At 73.5% G+C, this 16,740-nt stretch carries 16 protein-coding genes and 1 pseudogene; 6 read left to right on the top strand and 11 right to left on the bottom strand.

The annotated features are described in order from the left end of the window. Positions 1–43 precede the first annotated feature (43 nt). Complete coding sequence (locus tag ACGH52_RS30330) at positions 44–526, top strand: DUF456 domain-containing protein (protein ID WP_076976899.1); 483 nt, start codon at positions 44–46, stop codon at positions 524–526. Here the strand turns inward: ACGH52_RS30330 and ACGH52_RS30325 are convergent. From ACGH52_RS30325 to ACGH52_RS30310, 4 genes are all read right to left on the bottom strand, one after another. After that, positions 489–1,022, bottom strand: a complete 534-nt coding sequence (locus tag ACGH52_RS30325) for a methylated-DNA--[protein]-cysteine S-methyltransferase (protein ID WP_399943872.1) — start codon at positions 1,020–1,022, stop codon at positions 489–491. The two genes, ACGH52_RS30330 and ACGH52_RS30325, sit on opposite strands and share 38 nt — an antisense overlap. Next, complete coding sequence (locus tag ACGH52_RS30320) at positions 1,019–2,497, bottom strand: DNA-3-methyladenine glycosylase 2 family protein (RefSeq protein WP_238696697.1); 1,479 nt, start codon at positions 2,495–2,497, stop codon at positions 1,019–1,021. The genes ACGH52_RS30325 and ACGH52_RS30320 overlap by 4 nt, the downstream gene beginning before the upstream one ends. A 19-nt stretch (positions 2,498–2,516) precedes the next feature. Continuing rightward, positions 2,517–3,617, bottom strand: a complete 1,101-nt coding sequence (gene rsgA, locus ACGH52_RS30315; RefSeq protein ID WP_121701648.1) for a ribosome small subunit-dependent GTPase A — start codon at positions 3,615–3,617, stop codon at positions 2,517–2,519. Positions 3,618–3,861: 244 nt separating this feature from the next. Next, on the bottom strand, positions 3,862–5,181 hold the full coding sequence (locus ACGH52_RS30310) for a radical SAM protein (protein ID WP_059298437.1): 1,320 nt from the start codon (positions 5,179–5,181) through the stop codon (positions 3,862–3,864). A 106-nt stretch (positions 5,182–5,287) separates the two neighbouring features. Here ACGH52_RS30310 and aldO point away from each other — a divergent pair, with 106 nt between their 5' ends. After that, positions 5,288–6,544 (top strand): alditol oxidase, encoded by a 1,257-nt coding sequence (gene aldO / locus ACGH52_RS30305; protein ID WP_399943867.1) that lies wholly within the window; start codon positions 5,288–5,290, stop codon positions 6,542–6,544. A 33-nt stretch (positions 6,545–6,577) separates the two neighbouring features. On the opposite strand, the gene ACGH52_RS30300 is transcribed toward aldO, so the two are convergent. Both ACGH52_RS30300 and ACGH52_RS30295 read right to left on the bottom strand, forming a co-directional pair. Beyond that, positions 6,578–7,102: a hypothetical protein gene (locus ACGH52_RS30300; protein WP_076976895.1), complete on the bottom strand. Its 525-nt coding sequence runs from the start codon at positions 7,100–7,102 to the stop codon at positions 6,578–6,580. Continuing rightward, complete coding sequence (locus ACGH52_RS30295) at positions 7,099–8,817, bottom strand: PHP domain-containing protein (protein WP_399943864.1); 1,719 nt, start codon at positions 8,815–8,817, stop codon at positions 7,099–7,101. Before ACGH52_RS30295 ends, ACGH52_RS30300 begins: the two co-directional genes overlap by 4 nt. A 151-nt stretch (positions 8,818–8,968) precedes the next feature. On the opposite strand from ACGH52_RS30295, the gene ACGH52_RS30290 reads away from it, so the two are divergent. Beyond that, on the top strand, positions 8,969–9,538 hold the full coding sequence (locus ACGH52_RS30290) for a TetR/AcrR family transcriptional regulator (RefSeq protein WP_059298430.1): 570 nt from the start codon (positions 8,969–8,971) through the stop codon (positions 9,536–9,538). 121 nt (positions 9,539–9,659) lie between these two features. Beyond that, a pseudogene (locus ACGH52_RS30285) lies at positions 9,660–11,007 on the top strand (purine-cytosine permease family protein); the annotation flags it as partial. Here ACGH52_RS30285 and ACGH52_RS30280 read toward each other — a convergent pair. Both ACGH52_RS30280 and ACGH52_RS30275 read right to left on the bottom strand, forming a co-directional pair. Continuing rightward, on the bottom strand, positions 10,904–11,833 hold the full coding sequence (locus tag ACGH52_RS30280) for an isocitrate lyase/phosphoenolpyruvate mutase family protein (RefSeq protein ID WP_308293461.1): 930 nt from the start codon (positions 11,831–11,833) through the stop codon (positions 10,904–10,906). The pseudogene ACGH52_RS30285 and the gene ACGH52_RS30280 sit on opposite strands and share 104 nt — an antisense overlap. Before the next feature lie 2 nt (positions 11,834–11,835). Next, positions 11,836–12,309: a hypothetical protein gene (locus tag ACGH52_RS30275; RefSeq protein ID WP_399943861.1), complete on the bottom strand. Its 474-nt coding sequence runs from the start codon at positions 12,307–12,309 to the stop codon at positions 11,836–11,838. Between the two features lie 108 nt (positions 12,310–12,417). On the opposite strand from ACGH52_RS30275, the gene ACGH52_RS30270 reads away from it, so the two are divergent. Beyond that, positions 12,418–12,954, top strand: coding sequence for a hypothetical protein (locus ACGH52_RS30270; RefSeq protein WP_399943858.1), 537 nt, complete (start codon positions 12,418–12,420; stop codon positions 12,952–12,954). An 18-nt stretch (positions 12,955–12,972) separates the two neighbouring features. Here ACGH52_RS30270 and ACGH52_RS30265 read toward each other — a convergent pair whose 3' ends face one another. The 3 genes from ACGH52_RS30265 to ACGH52_RS30255 are packed head-to-tail and all read right to left on the bottom strand — an operon-like array spanning position 12,973 to position 15,634. Then, positions 12,973–13,632: a response regulator transcription factor gene (locus tag ACGH52_RS30265; RefSeq protein WP_059298426.1), complete on the bottom strand. Its 660-nt coding sequence runs from the start codon at positions 13,630–13,632 to the stop codon at positions 12,973–12,975. Continuing rightward, positions 13,629–14,795, bottom strand: coding sequence for a histidine kinase (locus ACGH52_RS30260; protein WP_361466144.1), 1,167 nt, complete (start codon positions 14,793–14,795; stop codon positions 13,629–13,631). The genes ACGH52_RS30265 and ACGH52_RS30260 overlap by 4 nt, the downstream gene beginning before the upstream one ends. After that, positions 14,792–15,634, bottom strand: a complete 843-nt coding sequence (locus ACGH52_RS30255; RefSeq protein ID WP_059298421.1) for a CPBP family intramembrane glutamic endopeptidase — start codon at positions 15,632–15,634, stop codon at positions 14,792–14,794. The genes ACGH52_RS30260 and ACGH52_RS30255 overlap by 4 nt, the downstream gene beginning before the upstream one ends. Positions 15,635–15,793: 159 nt before the next feature. Here ACGH52_RS30255 and mmuM point away from each other — a divergent pair, with 159 nt between their 5' ends. Continuing rightward, positions 15,794–16,708 (top strand): homocysteine S-methyltransferase, encoded by a 915-nt coding sequence (gene mmuM, locus ACGH52_RS30250; RefSeq protein WP_361466147.1) that lies wholly within the window; start codon positions 15,794–15,796, stop codon positions 16,706–16,708. The last annotated feature ends 32 nt before the right edge of the window (positions 16,709–16,740 follow it).

Here is a 16,740-nt window from a genome sequence, read left to right as displayed (position 1 = left end):
CCGGGCTTCTGCGGACCGGCCCGGAGTCCGGCACCCTGGACACATGGGAGCGGGAGACCTCCTGCTGGCCGGCCTGGTCATCGTGCTCGGGCTGTGCGGCGTCCTGCTGCCCGGCGTGCCCGGGTCGTGGCTGGTGTGGGCCGGGGTCCTGTGGTGGGCGCTGAAGGACCCGCAGCCGCTCGCGTGGGCGGTCCTGGTCGGCGCCACCGGCGTGCTGCTGCTCTCCCGGGCGGTGCGCTGGGCGCTGCCGACCCGCAGGAGACGCCGGGACCGGGCGATGCGCCGGCTGACGGCCTACGCGGGCGCGGGCGCCGTCCTCGGCTTCGTCCTGATCCCCGTGCTCGGCGCGGTCCCCGGCTTCATGGGCGGCATCTACCTCGCCGAGCGGCTGCGGCTCGGGCGGCACGGCGAGGCGATGGCGTCGCTGCGGACGGCGATGCGCCAGGGCGGCGCCGACCTGCTGACCGAGCTGTTCGCGTGCCTGCTGATCACCGGGGCGTGGCTGGGAGCGGTACTGGCCGGGTGAGCCTGGCGCCCTCCAGCGACAGCAGCCGCGTCTTGCGTTCGAGTCCGCCCGCGTACCCGGTCAGGGAGCCGTCGGCGCCGATCACCCGGTGGCAGGGACGCAGGATCAGCAGCGGGTTGGCGCCGATCGCGCCGCCGACCGCGCGTACCGCGGGCCGCGAGGCCCCGACGCGGGCGGCGATCTCGCCGTACGTCGCGGTCACCCCGTAGGGCACCTCGTCCAGGGCGGCCCACACCCGCTCCCGGAAGGCGGTGCCCTCGGCGCGCAGCGGCAGCCGGAACTCCGTCAGCTCCCCGGCGAAGTAGGCGCCGAGCTGCTCCTCGGCCGCCCGGAAGGGTCCGGCGTCGTGCCGCCAGCCGTCCTGGACGCTCCGGCCGCCCTTCTGCCCGGGCACGGAGAGGGAGGTGAGCGCGCCGTCGGGGGCGGCGGTGAGGAGCAGCCGCCCGACGGCGCTGTCCACCTCGTACCAGTACGTCGTGGTCGTCGTGGTCGTCATCGGTCGTTCTCCCACTCTCCTGCTGCGCGCAGGTGGTTCAGTGCGTACGAGCGCCAGGGGCGCCAGGTGTCGGGGACGGCGGCGCCGGGCGGGGCGACGTCCGGGTCGCCGAGGGCGCGGGTGCGCACGACGGCGACGGTACGGGCGTCCAGTCCGGGCACGGCGAGCAGGGCGCGCTCGGCGTCGTCCCGGTCCGCGCCCGGGTCCAGCCGTACGGCGCCGTCGGCGAGGGCGGCGGCGAGCGCGCCCGGGGTGCCGTCCGGCACGGCCTCGGCGAGGACGGCCGGTTCGGGGAAGAGGTGGGTGAGGGTGCCGCAGGGCGCGTCGAGCACCTTGCCGTACCGCTGGACGAGCCGCTCGGCCTCCGCGCGCCCCACCAGGGCCCGCACCGCCAGTTCGTCGGGGTCTGCGGTGCCCGGTGAGCGCAGTCCGGGGCGGGCGGCGACCAGGGGGGCGAGCCGGGGGTCGGCGCCGAGCCGCTCGTCGACGGCGTACGGATCGGCGTCGAGGTCGAACAGCCGCCGCAGCCGCTGCACGGAGGTGGTCAGGTCGCGCAGGTCGGTGAGGTGGAGGCGGGCCTCCAGCCAGCCTCCGCTGCCGGTGCCGGTGCCGGGCGGTCCCGGCCGTTCCTGCACGGCGACGATCCCGGTGCCGTACGGCAGGCGCAGGGTGCGCCGGTAGACGCGGCGGCCCCTCTCGCCGCTCACCTCCTCGACGCCGGCGACGGCCTCGCGCTGGAGCAGGTCGAAGACGGGGCCGGGCTGGTAGGGGCCCCGGTGGGCGAGGCGCAGCGGGACTCCGGCGGAGGGGGTGGCCGTGCGCCGGGCGGCCCGGTCGCGGGCCGGGGCGGCGGCGCGCAGCTCGCTCGGTGTGGCCGCGTACACGGCCCGGATGGTGTCGTTGAACTGCCGCACGCTGGCGAACCCCGAGGCAAAGGCGATCTCGGTGACCGGCAGGCCGGTGGTCTGCAGCAGGACGCGCGCGGTGTGCGCCCGCTGGGCGCGGGCGAGGGCCACGGGTCCGGCGCCCACCTCGGCGGTGAGCTGCCGCTGCACCTGGCGGGCGCTGTAGCCGAGCCGGACGGCGAGTCCGGCGACGCCCTCGCGGTCGACGACGCCGTCGCCGATCAGCCGCATGGCCCGGCCGACGACGTCGGCGCGGACGTTCCAGTCCGCGGAGCCCGGCACGGCGTCGGGGCGGCACCGCCGGCAGGCCCGGAAGCCCGAGCCCTGCGCGGCGGCGGCCGTCGCGAAGAACCGCACGTTGCGCCGCTTCGGTGTGACCGCGGGGCAGCTGGGCCGGCAGTAGATGCCGGTCGTCTCGACGGCGAAGAAGAACGCGCCGTCGAACCGGGCGTCCCGGCTCCGCACGGCCTCGTACCGGACGTCCTCGTGCGTCTTCTCGTGCTCCGCGGTCTGTGTCACGCTGTCCAGTCTCCGCCAGACCGGAGGACCGGGCTGGCGGAAATCGGACATCGCGTTGGGGGCCGGCGGGCTACCGCAGGCCGCCCCTCTTGGCCTCCATGGCCGCCTTGCCGATGGCGCCCCGGCGCTTGAACTCCTTGCGGAGCTCGGCCCGCATCCGGGCGTCGGTCTTGGCGACGATGCGCTGGTTCTCCCGCATCAGCTTGCGGTAGCTCTCCAGCCGCCGTTCGGGCAGCTCACCGCTGTCGATGGCGGCGAGGACGGCGCAGCCCGGCTCGCTCTCGTGGGCGCAGTCGTGGAACCGGCACTGCTCGGCCAGCTCCGCGATCTCGGCGAACACCTGGTCCACCCCGCTGCCCGCGTCGAAGAGCCCGACGCCCCGCAGCCCGGGGGTGTCGATCAGCACGCCCCCGCCGGGCAGGGCGAGGAGGTTGCGGGTGGTGGTGGTGTGCCGGCCCTTGCCGTCGACGTCGCGGATGGCCTGGACGTCCATGGCGTCCTCGCCGAGCAGCGCGTTGGCGAGGGTGGACTTGCCGGCGCCGGACTGCCCGAGCAGCACGGCGGTGCCGCCGGAGACGACGGCGGAGAGCACGTCGAGCCCCTCGCCCTGCTCGGCGCTGACGGCCAGCACCGGCACGCCGGGCGCGGTGGTCTCCACGTCCTGGACGAGGTACCCCAGGGTCACCGGGTCGGGCACGAGGTCGGCCTTGGTGAGGACGACCACGGGCTGCGCCCCGGATTCCCAGGCGAGGGCGAGGAACCGTTCGATCCGGGCGAGGTCCAGTTCGACCGCGAGCGACACGGCGACGATGGCGTGGTCGACGTTGGCCGCGAGGATCTGCCCCTCGGACCGCTTGGACGAGGTGGAGCGCACGAAGGCGGTACGGCGTGGCAGGTAGGTGCGTACGTAGCGCGGGTTGCCGTCCGGTTCGACGGCGACCCAGTCGCCGGTGCAGACGACGCGCAGCGGGTCGTGCGGCGTGACGAACGCGGTGTCGGCGCGCAGCACGCCGTCCGCGGTGACGACGTCGCACTGCCCGCGGTCGACCCGGACGACCCGGCCGGGCAGCAGCCCTTCGGCGACGTACGGCGCGAACGCGTCGGCCCAGGCGTCGTCCCAGCCGTACGCGGACAGGGCGGAGTGGGCGGAGATGGATGACGTGGAAGTCAAGGGGTGACCCTTCAGGGTGCGGCCCCGGCGCGAGACTCAGGGAGCGGCTGAGATCAGCCGGTGGCCACGGAGGTGGACTCGATGGACTCCTGGATGCGGGCAGCGCCCGTCACAGTGACAGCCATTGGTCGACACCTCCTCAGCAAGACCCCTGTCGGCGGCCGCTGGGGCCGCCGCTCGAACATCGGTCACCCTAGTCGCGCACCCGAGGGCCGCGCCACCGAATAACCCCGGTACCGTCCGCTCAGACCTCCACGGGCGCGTCCGCCGGGAGGCTGTCCATGAAGGAGCTGACCGAGAAGACCGCGTTGCCGGCGCCGGGCGGGCCGTAGCCGGGGGGCGAGGAGAGGCCGAAGTCCTCCATGGTCTGGCGGTAGGCCTGGAGCAGGCGGATGTGGTACTCCAGCGGGGCGCCGTCGGGGTTGGTCTTGCCGAGCGGGGTGGTGGGCTCGGGGCACCAGGTGGTGAAGCGGGGCGTGATGCCGTGCGACATGAAGAAGCGCAGGCCCTCGGTGGTGGAGTCGATGGCCTCGTCGACGGTCTTGAAGCCGAAGGGCTCGGCCATCTCCACGCCCGCGACGAAGTTGGGGATGACGTTGCGCGCGCCGAAGACCTCGGTGGAGTCCAGGATGCGCCGGTGCCACTCGTCGCGGCCGACGTAGCGCTCCTTGCCGGGGCAGTACATCTTGAACAGGTACTCGTCCCACACCTCGAAGTTGGGGTGGTAGATCTGCACGCCGTAGTCCTTGAAGCGCTGGACGTCCGACTTGGGCAGGGCCTGGGCGACGACCTTGCCGATCCAGCGGCCGGGGAAGTGCTCCTCGATGGCCTTGGCGTACCGGCCGTAGAAGTCGGCCTCGTCCAGGCCCTGGACCTTCGAGGTGATCGCGCCGCCGGTGAGCGTGTACGCGGTGGAGATCTTGGCGGTGTCGTACTTGTCGATGATCTCCAGCGCCTCGAGGACCTCGTCGACGTCCTTGACGCCCGTGTACGGCCGCCCGGCCGCCTTGTGCTGGCGCCAGTTGTGGTTGATGTCGCAGTACTGGCACTCCTCCTTGGCGCCGAAGTACTGGCAGACGCGGAACGCGGTCAGGTAGATCAGGTAGCCCCACTGGATGGTCGGGGCCACCTCCATGACCGACTTCCCGTTGGAGAGCTTGTGCCGGTAGTACTCGGGCATGGGCGGCACACCGACGTCGGCGATCCGCCTGCCGTCCAGGTAGAGGCCGAGGACACCGTCGTCGTCCGCGGCGACCCGGTAGGGCGAGGCGGGGTTCACGCGGACCGAGACGACGGTGCGGCGCAGGTCGTAGGGGCCGCCGGTGAGGATGATCTCCTCGGGCGGGCGGCGCAGCGCGGCCTCGCCCAGTTCGGGCAGGGTGCCGTGGTCGAAGGAGAAGATGAAGTACGACTTCGGCTTGACCTCGCCCGACTCGTTGTCGCTGAGCGCCGAGGGGTCGAAGGCGACACCGCCGCGCAGCAGGTCCTCCTTGAAGACGGCCTCGCGCGGTACGTGCGGGAACCGCTCCATCAGATCCTCGACCAGCGCGGTACGGCTGTCCATCCCGTGTCTCCTCCCGGGTCCGGCGTTCGACTTCTCACGGTATGCCCCCGCGGAAGCGGCTTCCCGCGCGGGGCCCCTCCAGACGCGCCGGGTAGGTTTCCGCGCTATGAGCGACATCACGGTCACCAACTGGGCCGGCAACATCACGTACACCGCCAAGGAGCTGCTGCGGCCGCGCTCCGTGGACGCCCTGCGGGCCCTGGTGGCGGACAGCGCCAGGGTGCGGGTGCTGGGCAGCGGGCACTCCTTCAACGAGATCGCCGAGCCGGGCGACGGGGGCGTCCTGCTGTCGCTCGCGGATCTGCCGTCCGAGGTGGACGTGGACACGGCGGCCCGTACGGTGCGGGTCGGCGGCGGCGTGCGGTACGCGGAGCTGGCCCGGCTGGTGCACGCGCGGGGCCTGGCGCTGGCGAACATGGCCTCGCTGCCGCACATCTCGGTCGCCGGGTCGGTGGCGACCGGCACGCACGGTTCCGGGGTGGGCAACGGTTCGCTGGCGTCGGTGGTGCGCGAGGTGGAGCTGGTCACGGCGGACGGCTCCACCGTGGTGATCGCGCGGGGCGACGAGCGGTTCGGCGGGGCGGTGACCTCGCTGGGCGCACTGGGCGTGGTGACCTCGCTCACGCTCGACCTGGAACCGGCCTACGAGGTGGAGCAGCACGTCTTCACCGAGCTGCCGCTGGCCGGTCTTGACACGGCGGCGTTCGAGGCGGTGATGGCGGCGGCGTACAGCGTGAGCCTGTTCACCGACTGGCGGGCGCCCGGTTTCCGGCAGGTGTGGCTCAAGCGCCGCACCGACCGGCCGCTGGACGGCTTCCCGTACGCGGCGCCGGCCACCGAGAAGATGCACCCGGTGCCGGGGATGCCCGCGGTCAACTGCACGGAGCAGTTCGGGGTGGCGGGGCCCTGGCACGAGCGGCTGCCGCACTTCCGCGCCGAGTTCACGCCCAGCAGCGGCGCCGAGCTGCAGTCGGAGTACCTGATGCCCCGGGAGCACGCCCTGGCCGCCCTGCACGCGATGGACGCGATACGGGAGACGCTCGCGCCGGTGCTGCAGACCTGCGAGATCCGCACGGTCGCCGCCGACGAGCAGTGGCTGAGCCCTTCCCACGGCCGGGACACCGTGGCGGCGCACTTCACCTGGGTCGAGGAGACGGCGGCGGTGCTGCCGGTGGTGCGGCGGCTGGAGGAGGCGCTCGCCCCGTTCGCGGCCCGCCCGCACTGGGGGAAGGTGTTCACCGTCCCGGCGGGCGAGCTGCGTGCGCTGTATCCGCGGCTGGCCGACTTCCGGGCGCTGACCGGGGCGCTGGACCCGGCGGGGAAGTTCACCAACGCGTTCGTGCGCGGGGTGCTCGCGCTCTGAGCACCCCGCGCACCTCGTCCCGGGGCGGCCGGGTCAGTGGTCGGCGCAGCAGGGGGTGGGGTCGGGGTCCTCGAAGGGCACCAGGGTGCCGCCGACCGCGGGCATGGCGGCCAGGACGAGGCGGCCGTCCTGCCAGTGCGGGCGGACGTGGTCCCGGGTGACCAGCCGGGTGTCCGGGGCGGGCTCGTCCGGGGTGCCGAGGACGGTCACCCGGTCGATCGCGGAGCGGGCGAGCAGCTCGGCGAGCGTCAGGGTGCCGGTGAGGCCGGCCGCGCCGGGGAAGAGGACGGCACGGCCGTGCTCGTCCCAGGCGCCGTCGCGGACCTCGTACCCCCGGGCGGTGAGCCGGTCCCGGGCGGTGCGCAGGACCGGCTCCGCCCCGGCGGCGAGGGACAGGGCGACGCGCGGGCGGCCGTCCCGCACCAGGTGCGTGCAGCCGAAGACGCCCTCGGGGAGGGCGAGTTCGGCCGCCAGCGCCTGAAGCAGGTGGTCCGCCTCGCGCAGGGTCGTCGCGTCGGTGTCGACGCCGAGGACGTACGGCGCGGCGGGCGGTGTCACGAGGGCAGGACCCAGACCGGGTTGGAGTAGAACCACAGGTCGCGCCACGGGTCGGCGTCGCCGACGACGTCGATGGCGGGGCCGGCCGGGTCGACCCTGGCGCCCAGCGCGCCGACGGCGGAGCGGTTGCCGTCGGTGCCGCGGGTGCGGAGGTAGACGGGGCGGTCGACGCGGCCGAGGTCGTAGGTGAGGCGGACGGTGCCGCTGTCCGTGTTCGCCTCGGTCACCTCGTACGACTTGACGACCCGGGCGCTCGGCGCGGTGAAGGTGTCCTTGTCGGCGGCCGGGCCGGTCACGTCGCCCTGGATGACGTCGACGCGGGCCAGCTTGGGGACGAAGCCCGCCCAGTTGGGGCCGCCGGCCAGGGCGACGTCGATGGACAGGGTGACCCGGGTGCCCTTGCGGACGTGCAGGGCGCCGCCGAGCGTGGCCCAGCGGCCGCCGCCCGAGACGCGGACGTCGAGGCCGCTGACGAGCTGCCCGTGGTCGACCCAGACGCGTCCGGCGCGGATGCCGTCCATGACGGCGGCGTAGGAGAAGCCGTCGGAGCCGACGTGGGTGCGGCTGTACTGGCCGGGCCAGAAGTCGTTCTGGGTGATGTCGATCTGCCCGGCGTAGACCGGGTCGTCGTAGCGGCCGTTGGCGTTGAAGTCGCCGCCGCCGCGGGCGCCGGTGTCGGCGTAGACCTGGTGGGAGTCGGAGTTGGCGGTGATCCACCAGGGGCGGCCCTCGGCGATGAGGCTGTCCCACAGGCCGCCGACGGTGGCGGTCATCCAGTCGAAGCCGCCCCAGGTGCGGTAGCTCTCCAGGGGGTATCCGGCGAAGGAGTTGGCGCTCGGGCTGCCGTCGTAGATGCCGCGGGCGCCGCCCGGACCGAGGGGCTTCGGCAGGCCGCCCGCCTGGTGGCCCGGGGCGCCCTCGAAGCCGACGGCGATCTGGTGGCCGCGGGAGGTGGCGTCGCGCCAGGCGCGGATCTCGTGCGGTGAGTCGATGCCCTTGCGCGCCGGGTGGTTGGCGAGCATCAGGGCGTCCTTGACCTTGCGCCGCTTGACCTGGTCGGCGAGGAAGGAGAGTCCGGCGATGGCGAGGGCCTCGTTGGCGGGGGTGGAGTCGCCCGCGCCCTTGACGCTGCCGTCGTAGTCGGTTTCGAACTGCTTGAGGACGGAGACCTCGTGCTTGCCGGGGTGGACGAAGACGGTGCCGTGCTCGGCGGCCGGGATGTTCCACTCCAGGCCCTGGAAGACGAGGGTGTCCTCGTGGGCGTCGCGGGCCTCGCGGATGTCCGGGTTGACCTTCTCCACACCGATCCTGGCGTGGGTGCTGCTGCCGTGGTCGGTGATGACCAGCCAGTCCATGCCGTGCCGGGCGCCCTGGCGGACCTGGTCGACGACGCGGTACTTGCCGTCGCTGCTGTACTGGGTGTGGATGTGGTGGTCACCGGCCAGCCAGAGGAAGCCCTTGCCGCGGCGGCCGTTGCTCGCGGCCCGCGCGGGGGCGGCGGTGGCGGTCTGGGCGAGGACGGTACCGGCGGCCAGTCCGGCGCCGAGCAGACCGGCGCGGCGCAGCAGGCCGCGGCGCGACTGCTGTTCGGGGCTCAGGGCCTCGTCGGGGACGCTGGTGTCGAAGGCGGCGGGCAGGTCCGGCGCGGTGGCGTGCTCGTGGTCGTGCGGGTGCCCGTGGTGGTGACCGTGGGTGTGTCCGTGTCCGTGCCCCATGCGTGTTCCTCCCGAAGACCGCCGCCGTGCGCGGCTCCGAGGAGAATCGGCGCGGAAGGTGAACGTTGAACGACTTGCGGGTGTTCCGCGACTGCCGTCCGCCCTGACCTAGCATGAAACCTAGGATTCCTAGGTTGCAGGAAGGTGGCCCATGCCCCGAGTGGGTCTTACCACGGACCGCGTCGTCGCCGCGGCCGCCGACCTCGCCGACGCGTCCGGCTTCGATGCGGTCACCGTCTCCGCCCTCGCGCGGCACTTCGGAGTGAAGGACGCCAGCCTGTACACGCACGTGCGCGGTCTCCAGGACCTGCGCGTGCGGGTCGCGCTGCTGGCCGGCGGCGAGCTGATCGAGGAGATCGCCGACGCGGTGGCGGGCCGGGCCGGGAAGGAGGCGCTGGCCGCCTTCGCGGGCGCCTACCGGGCGTACGCCCTGCGCCACCCCGGCCGCTACGCCGCCACCCAGATCCGCGTCGACCAGTCCCTCGTCACCGACTCCCCCGCCCTGCGCCGCACCGCCGAGATCACCCACGGCATGCTGCGCGCCTACGGCCTGACCGAGCCCGACCTCACCGACGCGGTACGCCTGCTGCGCTCCACCTTCCACGGCTACTGCGCCCTGGAGGCCTCCGGCGGCTTCGGCGCACCGCGCGACGTACAGGCGTCCTGGGACAAGGCGGTCGACGCCCTGCACGTGGCTCTGGAGAACTGGCCGCGCGCCTGAGCCGTGTCCGGCTTCTGCCGCCGCCCCGGCGCGGGGAACCGGCGCCGACTTACGCCGAGGCATTGACAAGTTATTCACTCACCGAGATTCTGCATGACAATATGCAGGAAGTTGGGAGCCCATGGCAGCGGTAGTCGAGAAGCACTCCATCGACGTCGTCCCGGACAGTGAACGGCACGGCACCGCCTTCAACCAGTTCACGCTCTGGCTCGGCGCGAACCTCCACATCACGGCCGTCGTCACCGGTGCCCTCGCCGTCGTCTTCGGTGGCGACGTGGTCTGGTCGCTGCTCGGGCTCGTGCTCGGCAACCTGCTCGGCGGCGCCGTCATGGCGCTGCACTCGGCGCAGGGCCCGAAGCTCGGGCTGCCGCAGATGATCCAGTCCAGGGCCCAGTTCGGGGTGAAGGGCGCGGTCGTCCCGCTGCTCCTCGTGATCCTGATGTACGTGGGGTTCTTCGCCAGCGGCACCGTCCTCGCAGGTCAGGCCACGGCGCGGCTCACGCACACCGGAGACACGACGGGCATCATCGTCTTCGCGCTCGTCACGGGGGTCGTGGCGACGGTCGGCTACCGGGTCATCCACGTTCTCGGGCGGGTGGCCAGCGTGGTGTGCGCGCTCGCCTTCGTCTACCTGGGCATCCGGCTGTTCGACCAGGTCGACGTCGGGGCGCTGTTCTCGGACGCGCACTTCTCGCTGCCGATGTTCCTGCTCGCGGTGTCGCTGTCGGCCTCCTGGCAGCTCGCCTTCGGGCCGTATGTCGCCGACTACTCGCGCTATCTGCCGCGGACGACCAGCGGCAGGGCCACCTTCTGGTGGACGCTCGCGGGCTCCGCGCTCGGCTCGCAGTGGTCCATGGCGTTCGGTGTACTGGTCGCGGCGCGCGCCGGCGAGAAGTTCGTCGACAACCAGGTCGGCTACGTCGTCTCGCTCGGCGGAGCGGGACTCACGGCCTCGTTCCTCTACTTCGTGATCGCCCTCGGCAAGCTCACCGTCAACGTCCTCAACACGTACGGCGGCTTCATGTCGATGGTGACGGGGATCAGCGGGTTCCGCGGGCAGCGGGCGCTGTCGCGACGCGGCCGGGCCGTCTACATCGGCACCATCATGGTCGCGGGCACGGTCGTCGCACTCGCGGGCAAGGACAGCTTCCTGACCTCGTTCAAGGACTTCCTGCTGTTCCTGCTGACGTTCTTCACGCCGTGGTCCGCGATCAACCTGGTCGACTACTACCTGATCTCCCGCGAACGCTACGACCTCCCCGCCCTCTTCGACCCGGACGGCGTCTACGGCGCCTGGCGCTGGGACGCGCTCGCGGTGTACGCGGTCGGGCTTCTCGCCCAACTGCCCTTCCTGGCCACCGCCTTCTACACCGGTCCGCTCGTCGGACCGCTCGGCGGCGCGGACATCTCATGGATCGTGGGGCTCGTGGTGCCCGCCGCCCTGTACTGGCTGCTCGCCCGGGGGCGGGCAAGTGACCGGCCGCCCGGCGAGAAGACGGAGGACAGCCCTGCTTCGTTGGGCGCCCCGGCTCCTTGAGGCCGGACCAGCGCGCGCACCTCGTCGTAGGTGGGGGTCGGGCCGTCCGGTGTCCGGCCCGCGCGGACGGCGGTGGCCGCGTCCAGGGCGGCGCCCAGCGCGCGGCGGTAGAGCAGTGAGCCGAGGCTGACGCGGCGGACGCCGAGGTCGGCGAGGTGGGTGAGGGTGGGGCCCGTGGGCGAGTACAGGACGTTGAGGGGCACGTCGAAGTGGGCGGCGAGGGCGGCGATGCGGGCCGGGTCGGTGAGGCCGGGGACGAAGACGCCGTGGGCGCCGGCCTCGCGGTAGGCCGTCAGGCGCCGCATCGTCTCCGCGGGGTCGCCGCCGCCGGACCAGTACGTGTCGGTACGGGCGTTGACGAACAGGCCGGGGGCGGCCGAGCGGACGGCGGCGATCTTCGCGGCGTGCCGGTCGGCGGGGCCGAGGGCGTCCTCCAGGTTGATCCCGACGGCGCCGACCGCGGCCAGCTCCCGGGCGAACTCCCCCACCTCGTCCGGGTCGTCGCTGAAGCCGTCCTCCGCGTCGACGGAGAGCAGGAAGGGTGCCGAGCCGAGGGTGAGCGCCAGCCGCAGGGTCTCGTCGCGGGTCGCCGACGCCCCGTCGGGCAGTCCGGCCGCCGCCGCGACGCCGAGGCTGGTCGTGCCGACGGCGTCGAAGCCCTGCCCGGCGAGGACGGACGCGGAGGCGTGGTCCCAGGCGCACGGCAGCAGCAGGGGTTCACCGGCGCGGTGCAGGGCGGCGAAGGCGGTCCCGGGCACCGTCACGAGAGGTCACCCACCGCGTCGGCGTAGTACGCGGACTCCGCGAGGTGTGCGGCGAGTTCGCGGAAGCTCCAGCCCTCGCCGGGCGAGTGGTCGAGCTGCTCGTCGGTGAGCGCGTCGAGGCGGTTGGCCCAGATCCGGGCGAGCCGGGTGAGGCGGCTGCGGGCCTCGTCGAGGTCCTCGGCGGTGAAGCGGGCGTGGTCCGCCTCCGTGGTGACCAGGGAGGCGTGCCAGTGGTCGGGCTGCGTCTCCTCGCCCGCCAGCCGGGCTTCCAGCTCCGCGAGGTGGTCGACCATGTGGTCGGCGACCCGCCGGACCGCCTTGTGCGGGGTGTAGACGCGGCCGTCGACGTGTGCGGGCCTCCCGTCCCAGCGGGTCCAGGTGGCGGCCAGGGCCAGGACGTGGTCGACCATGCCGGTGACGGCGTCGACGGGTGCGGGTGCGGGTGCCGTGACGGTGTTCGTGTCGTTCATGTCCCGCACGCTATGGGCCCGTTGTTTCGGTCGCGGCCGAAGTGTTCCGGAGGTTCGGGGGTATCCGGTCCGCACCGGAACTTCCCCGTCTTCCCCAGGAGAGGTGACATGGCGAGCGCAGGCAGAGGCGAGGACCGTCCGCGGCCGCGGTGGCAGGACCGGCTCTGGGCCATCGGTGCGATCGCGCTGGTCGTGGGCGTCGGGGTACGGCTGCTCATGAACGGCGCGTCGGCGTGGCCGTCGGCGGTGGTGGGCGCGGTGCCGGCCGCCGCCTGGATCGTGTGGTGGGTGCGCCGTCGGCGGGTGCGCGACGCGGGAGCGGTCGGTGCGGAACCGGCGGACGTGCCCGGCATGGAGCGGCAGATCCTCAAGGGCGGAGCGCCGCCCCGGGACCCCGAGCGGCGGCGGGCGATGGCGGCACTGGTCGACTCGCGCCAGGAGCGGCTGCGGCGCAACCGCTGGTGGGCGTTCCCGATGCTGGCCCTCATCTTCTTCGGCACGTCGGCCCTGTGGTTCGCCTCGGGTTCGGTCGCCGCCGGGAGTCTGATGCTCGCCCTGGCCGTCGTGTTCATGGGCTGGCTGACCTGGTACAACCTCCGTTTCGACCGGCGTCTGTCGCAGATGCGCAGCCGGTTGCAGGGCTGAGCGGGCAAAGGCCGGACCTCAGGTCACCAGCCCGTGGCGGTAGGCGAAGACGACCGCCTGGACGCGGTCGCGCAGGTCGAGTTTGGTGAGGATGCGGGAGACGAAGGTCTTGACGGTCTCGGGGCTGATCACCAGGGCCGCGGCGATCTCGCTGTTGGACAGGCCGTCCGCGATCAGGCGCAGGACCTCCATCTCCCGGGGGGTGAGCGGGATGTCCCGGACGGTGCCCTCGGCGGGGCGGATCCGGGCCGCGTACCGGCCGACGAGGCGGCGCGTCACGTCGGGGTCGAGCAGGGCCGCGCCCATGGCCACGGTGCGGATGCCGTGCAGCAGCCGGTCCGGCGGCGCGTCCTTGAGCAGGAAGCCGCTGGCGCCCGCGCGCAGTGCCTCGTAGACGTACTCGTCGAGGTTGAACGTCGTCACCACGAGCACCTTGACGGGGTGCTCCACCCCGGCACCGGCCAGCAGGCGGGTGGCCTCCAGGCCGTCGAGCACCGGCATGCGGATGTCCATCACCACGACGTCCGGGCGCAGTTCGCGGGCCAGGTCGACGCCGGTCCGCCCGTCCCCGCACTCGCCGACCACCTCCAGGTCGGGCTGGGCGTCGACGATGGTCGACAGACCGGTGCGGATCAGTGCCTGGTCGTCGCAGATCACGACCCGGACCGGTGCGCTCATGACGTGCTCCCCCCGCTCCCCCCGGGTATCCGGGCCCGGACGACGAAGCCGCCGTCCTTCGCCCGGCCCGCGCTGAACTCGCCGCCCAGCACGTCGACCCGCTCCCGCAGCCCCGCCAGTCCCCGCCCGCTGCCGCCGGGGGACGCGGCCCCCGTGCCGGAGCCGTCCGTGCCCACCTCCACCGTGATCTCCCGTTCTCCGTGGCGCACCAGGACGGAGGTTTTGCCGCCGTGGTCGTACTTGAGGGCGTTGGTCAGCGCCTCCTGCACGACACGGTAGGCCACGAGGTCGGAGCTGCCGGTCGCCGCCGCCGGGGTGCCCTCCTCGGTGAACTCCACCGGCTGCCCGGCCCGGCGGGTCTGCTCGACCAGCGTGAGCACCCGGCCGACGGGCGGTGTCCTGGGCTCGGCGGTGCCGTGGTCGGGGTTGAGGAGGTCGAGCAGGTGCCGCAGGTCGGTGATGGCCCGCCGCCCGGTGTCGCTGACGGCGGCCAGTGACTCGTCGAGCCGCTCGGGCGCGGCGGTCAGGTACCGGGCCGCCTCCGACTGCACGACCATCGCCGTCACGTGGTGGGTCACCACGTCGTGCAACTCGCGGGCGATGCGGGTGCGTTCGGCGTTGCGGGCGTCCTCGGCGACCCGGCTGCGGCGTTCCGCCTCCGCGGCGCGGGCCGAGCGCATCCAGGCTCCGACGCCCCACGCCAGGGCGAGGATCAGGTAGAACGTCACGTATTCGACCAGCGTCTCGTCGCCGCCGCGCGCGTTCAGGCCGACGGCCATGGCCACGTACGCCAGGGTGGCGGCGACCTGTGTGGCACGCCGGTACTTCTCCTGGTGGGAGCCCGCGTTGATCAGCACGATGGGGAGCGCGGCGCCCGCGAACAGGTGGTAGCCGCGCAGTTGGTCGAGGGCGAAGCCGAGCGAGACCAGGGCGAGGCAGACGAGGGTCCACCGCCTGCGCACGGCCAGGGGGATGGACTGCAGGACGGCCGCCACCCCGGCCAGCGCGTCGGCGGGACGGGTCGGCAGGCCGCCGATCTCCGTGCCCTGACCGCGCAGCTCCGGCAGGAGCGACGCGACGAGGAGCAGCACCCCGAACGGGAGGTCCCGGGCCGTGACGTCGAGTCGGCGCCACCGCTCCAGGACCCGTCGGCGATCGATCACCGGGGAAGTGTAACGGCGGAGTTGACGCTCGCGGCACGGCGTCGGGCACCGAACGGCACGATGTTCCCGCGCCGGTGCGCCAGCCACAGGAACACCAGCGTCAGCAGCACCCCGAAGCCCACCGAGTACACGCTGCCCTCCGGTCCGAAGTCGCCACCGGTGAGCAGCTTCGGGCCCGACATCGTGGCGTCCAGCAGTCCCTCGCTGTCGCCGTTGCCGGAGACGACGGTGCTGAAGACGCCGCCCGCGGCGAAGTTCCAGCCGAAGTGCACGCCGATGGTCAGCCACAGGTTGCGGGTGGCGGCGTACACGGCGGCGAGCATGAACCCGGCCTCGATGGCGATGGCGACGGCGCCCCACAGGGTGGCGTCCTCGTTGAGCAGGTGCGAGAGCCCGAACACCAGGCCGGTCAGCCCCAGCGCGAGGTAGGTGCCGATGTGCTCCTCGATGATCCGGAACAGCACCCCGCGGTACACGACCTCCTCCGTCGCGGCGGCCCCGGCCATGAAGCCGACCAGCCCGATCGCGCCCTGCACCGAGCCCAGCCCGTCGACCTCGTAGTGCCCGGAGGCGTAGAGGTTCACGATGACGGCGGAGAACATCCCCACACCGATCAGCGTCCCCCAGCCGAGCTTGGCGCCCGCGCCCTCCAGGGCCACGTCCAGGGCCTGCCTGCGCTCGGTCCGTCGCACCACCCACCCGTACACGAACAGAATCAGCGCCGCCGCCGTGAGGCCGACGACCAGGGAGAGCCAGTCGTTGTCCTTCACCGCGTTGATGGCGATGCCACCGACGGCGTACGCCGCCAGCACGGCCAGGAACTGCCAGACGAACCTCACGGGAACTCCTTCCTCGGGCCCGGGACGGAAGTGCCGCGGGCTGCACCGGACGCTACGGATCCGGCGGCCCGGGATCGTCACCTCACGGTGGACACCTGCCTGTAGCTCGCACGGGGGACAAGGCCCCTCGGCGGGTGGGCGCGTCGTAGCCTCGGACGTATGACCAGCGACTTCGCCGACGCCCTCGCCTCCGGCCCGCTCGTGCTCGACGGCGGGCTGTCCAACGAGCTGGAGGCGGCCGGGCACGACCTGGGCGACGCGCTGTGGTCGGCCCGGCTGCTCGCCGAGGACCCCGAGGCGCTCACCCGGGCCCACCTCGCCTACTACGAGGCGGGCGCGGACGTGGCGATCACCTCCAGCTACCAGGCCACCTTCGAGGGCTTCGCCCGGCGCGGCATCGGGCGGGAGCGGGCCGCCGAACTGCTCGCGCTCAGCGTGGAGTCGGCGCGGGAGGCCGCCCGCCGGGCGCGGGCGGGCCGGCCGGGGCGCCGTCTGTGGGTGGCGGCGTCGGCGGGCCCGTACGGGGCGATGCTCGCGGACGGCTCGGAGTACCGGGGACGGTACGGCCTCGGCGCGGGTGAGCTGGAGCGGTTCCACCGTCCCCGCCTGGAGGTGCTGGCGGCCGCACGGCCCGACGTCCTCGCGCTGGAGACCGTCCCGGACACCGACGAGGCGGCGGCGCTGCTGCGGGCGGTGCGCGGACTGGGCGTGCCCGCCTGGCTGTCGTACACGGTGGCCGGGGACCGCACCCGCGCCGGGCAGCCGCTGGAGGAGGCCTTCGCCCTGGCCGCCGACGCGGCGGAGGTGGTCGCGGTGGGCGTCAACTGCTGTGCCCCCGAGGACGTGTCCGGCGCGGTGGAGACCGCCGCCCGCGTCACCGGCAAGCCGGTCGTCGCCTATCCCAACAGCGGGGAGGTGTGGGACGCGGGGGCGCGGGGCTGGCGGGGGCGCTCCTCGTTCGCGGCCGGGCGGGTGCGGGGCTGGCGGGAGCGCGGGGCCCGGCTGGTCGGCGGCTGCTGCCGGGTGGGTCCGGAGACGATCGCGTCGATCGCCCGGGCCCTGGCCCGGGAGTGACCGGGCGGCGTGTGCCAAGATTGCCGTGAACA

Origin of the sequence: Streptomyces sp. BBFR25 (assembly GCF_044590125.1) — a bacterium.
GTDB lineage: Bacteria > Actinomycetota > Actinomycetes > Streptomycetales > Streptomycetaceae > Streptomyces > Streptomyces canus_D.
The sequence above is the reverse complement of the archived record's forward strand: the minus strand, read 5'-3'. Positions and strand labels throughout refer to the sequence as shown.

Excerpts from the sequence above, each read along its gene's own strand:
- ACGH52_RS30325 (WP_399943872.1), bottom strand. The coding sequence starts at position 1,022 with ATGACGACCACGACGACCACGACGTACTGGTACGAGGTGGACAGCGCC.
- ACGH52_RS30265 (WP_059298426.1), bottom strand. The coding sequence starts at position 13,632 with ATGAGCGCACCGGTCCGGGTCGTGATCTGCGACGACCAGGCACTGATC.
- ACGH52_RS30275 (WP_399943861.1), bottom strand. The coding sequence starts at position 12,309 with ATGAACGACACGAACACCGTCACGGCACCCGCACCCGCACCCGTCGAC.
- ACGH52_RS30295 (WP_399943864.1), bottom strand. The coding sequence starts at position 8,817 with ATGGGGCACGGACACGGACACACCCACGGTCACCACCACGGGCACCCG.
- ACGH52_RS30290 (WP_059298430.1), top strand. The coding sequence starts at position 8,969 with ATGCCCCGAGTGGGTCTTACCACGGACCGCGTCGTCGCCGCGGCCGCC.
- ACGH52_RS30320 (WP_238696697.1), bottom strand. The coding sequence starts at position 2,497 with ATGTCCGATTTCCGCCAGCCCGGTCCTCCGGTCTGGCGGAGACTGGAC.
- ACGH52_RS30310 (WP_059298437.1), bottom strand. The coding sequence starts at position 5,181 with ATGGACAGCCGTACCGCGCTGGTCGAGGATCTGATGGAGCGGTTCCCG.
- ACGH52_RS30270 (WP_399943858.1), top strand. The coding sequence starts at position 12,418 with ATGGCGAGCGCAGGCAGAGGCGAGGACCGTCCGCGGCCGCGGTGGCAG.
- aldO (WP_399943867.1), top strand. The coding sequence starts at position 5,288 with ATGAGCGACATCACGGTCACCAACTGGGCCGGCAACATCACGTACACC.
- mmuM (WP_361466147.1), top strand. The coding sequence starts at position 15,794 with ATGACCAGCGACTTCGCCGACGCCCTCGCCTCCGGCCCGCTCGTGCTC.
- ACGH52_RS30330 (WP_076976899.1), top strand. The coding sequence starts at position 44 with ATGGGAGCGGGAGACCTCCTGCTGGCCGGCCTGGTCATCGTGCTCGGG.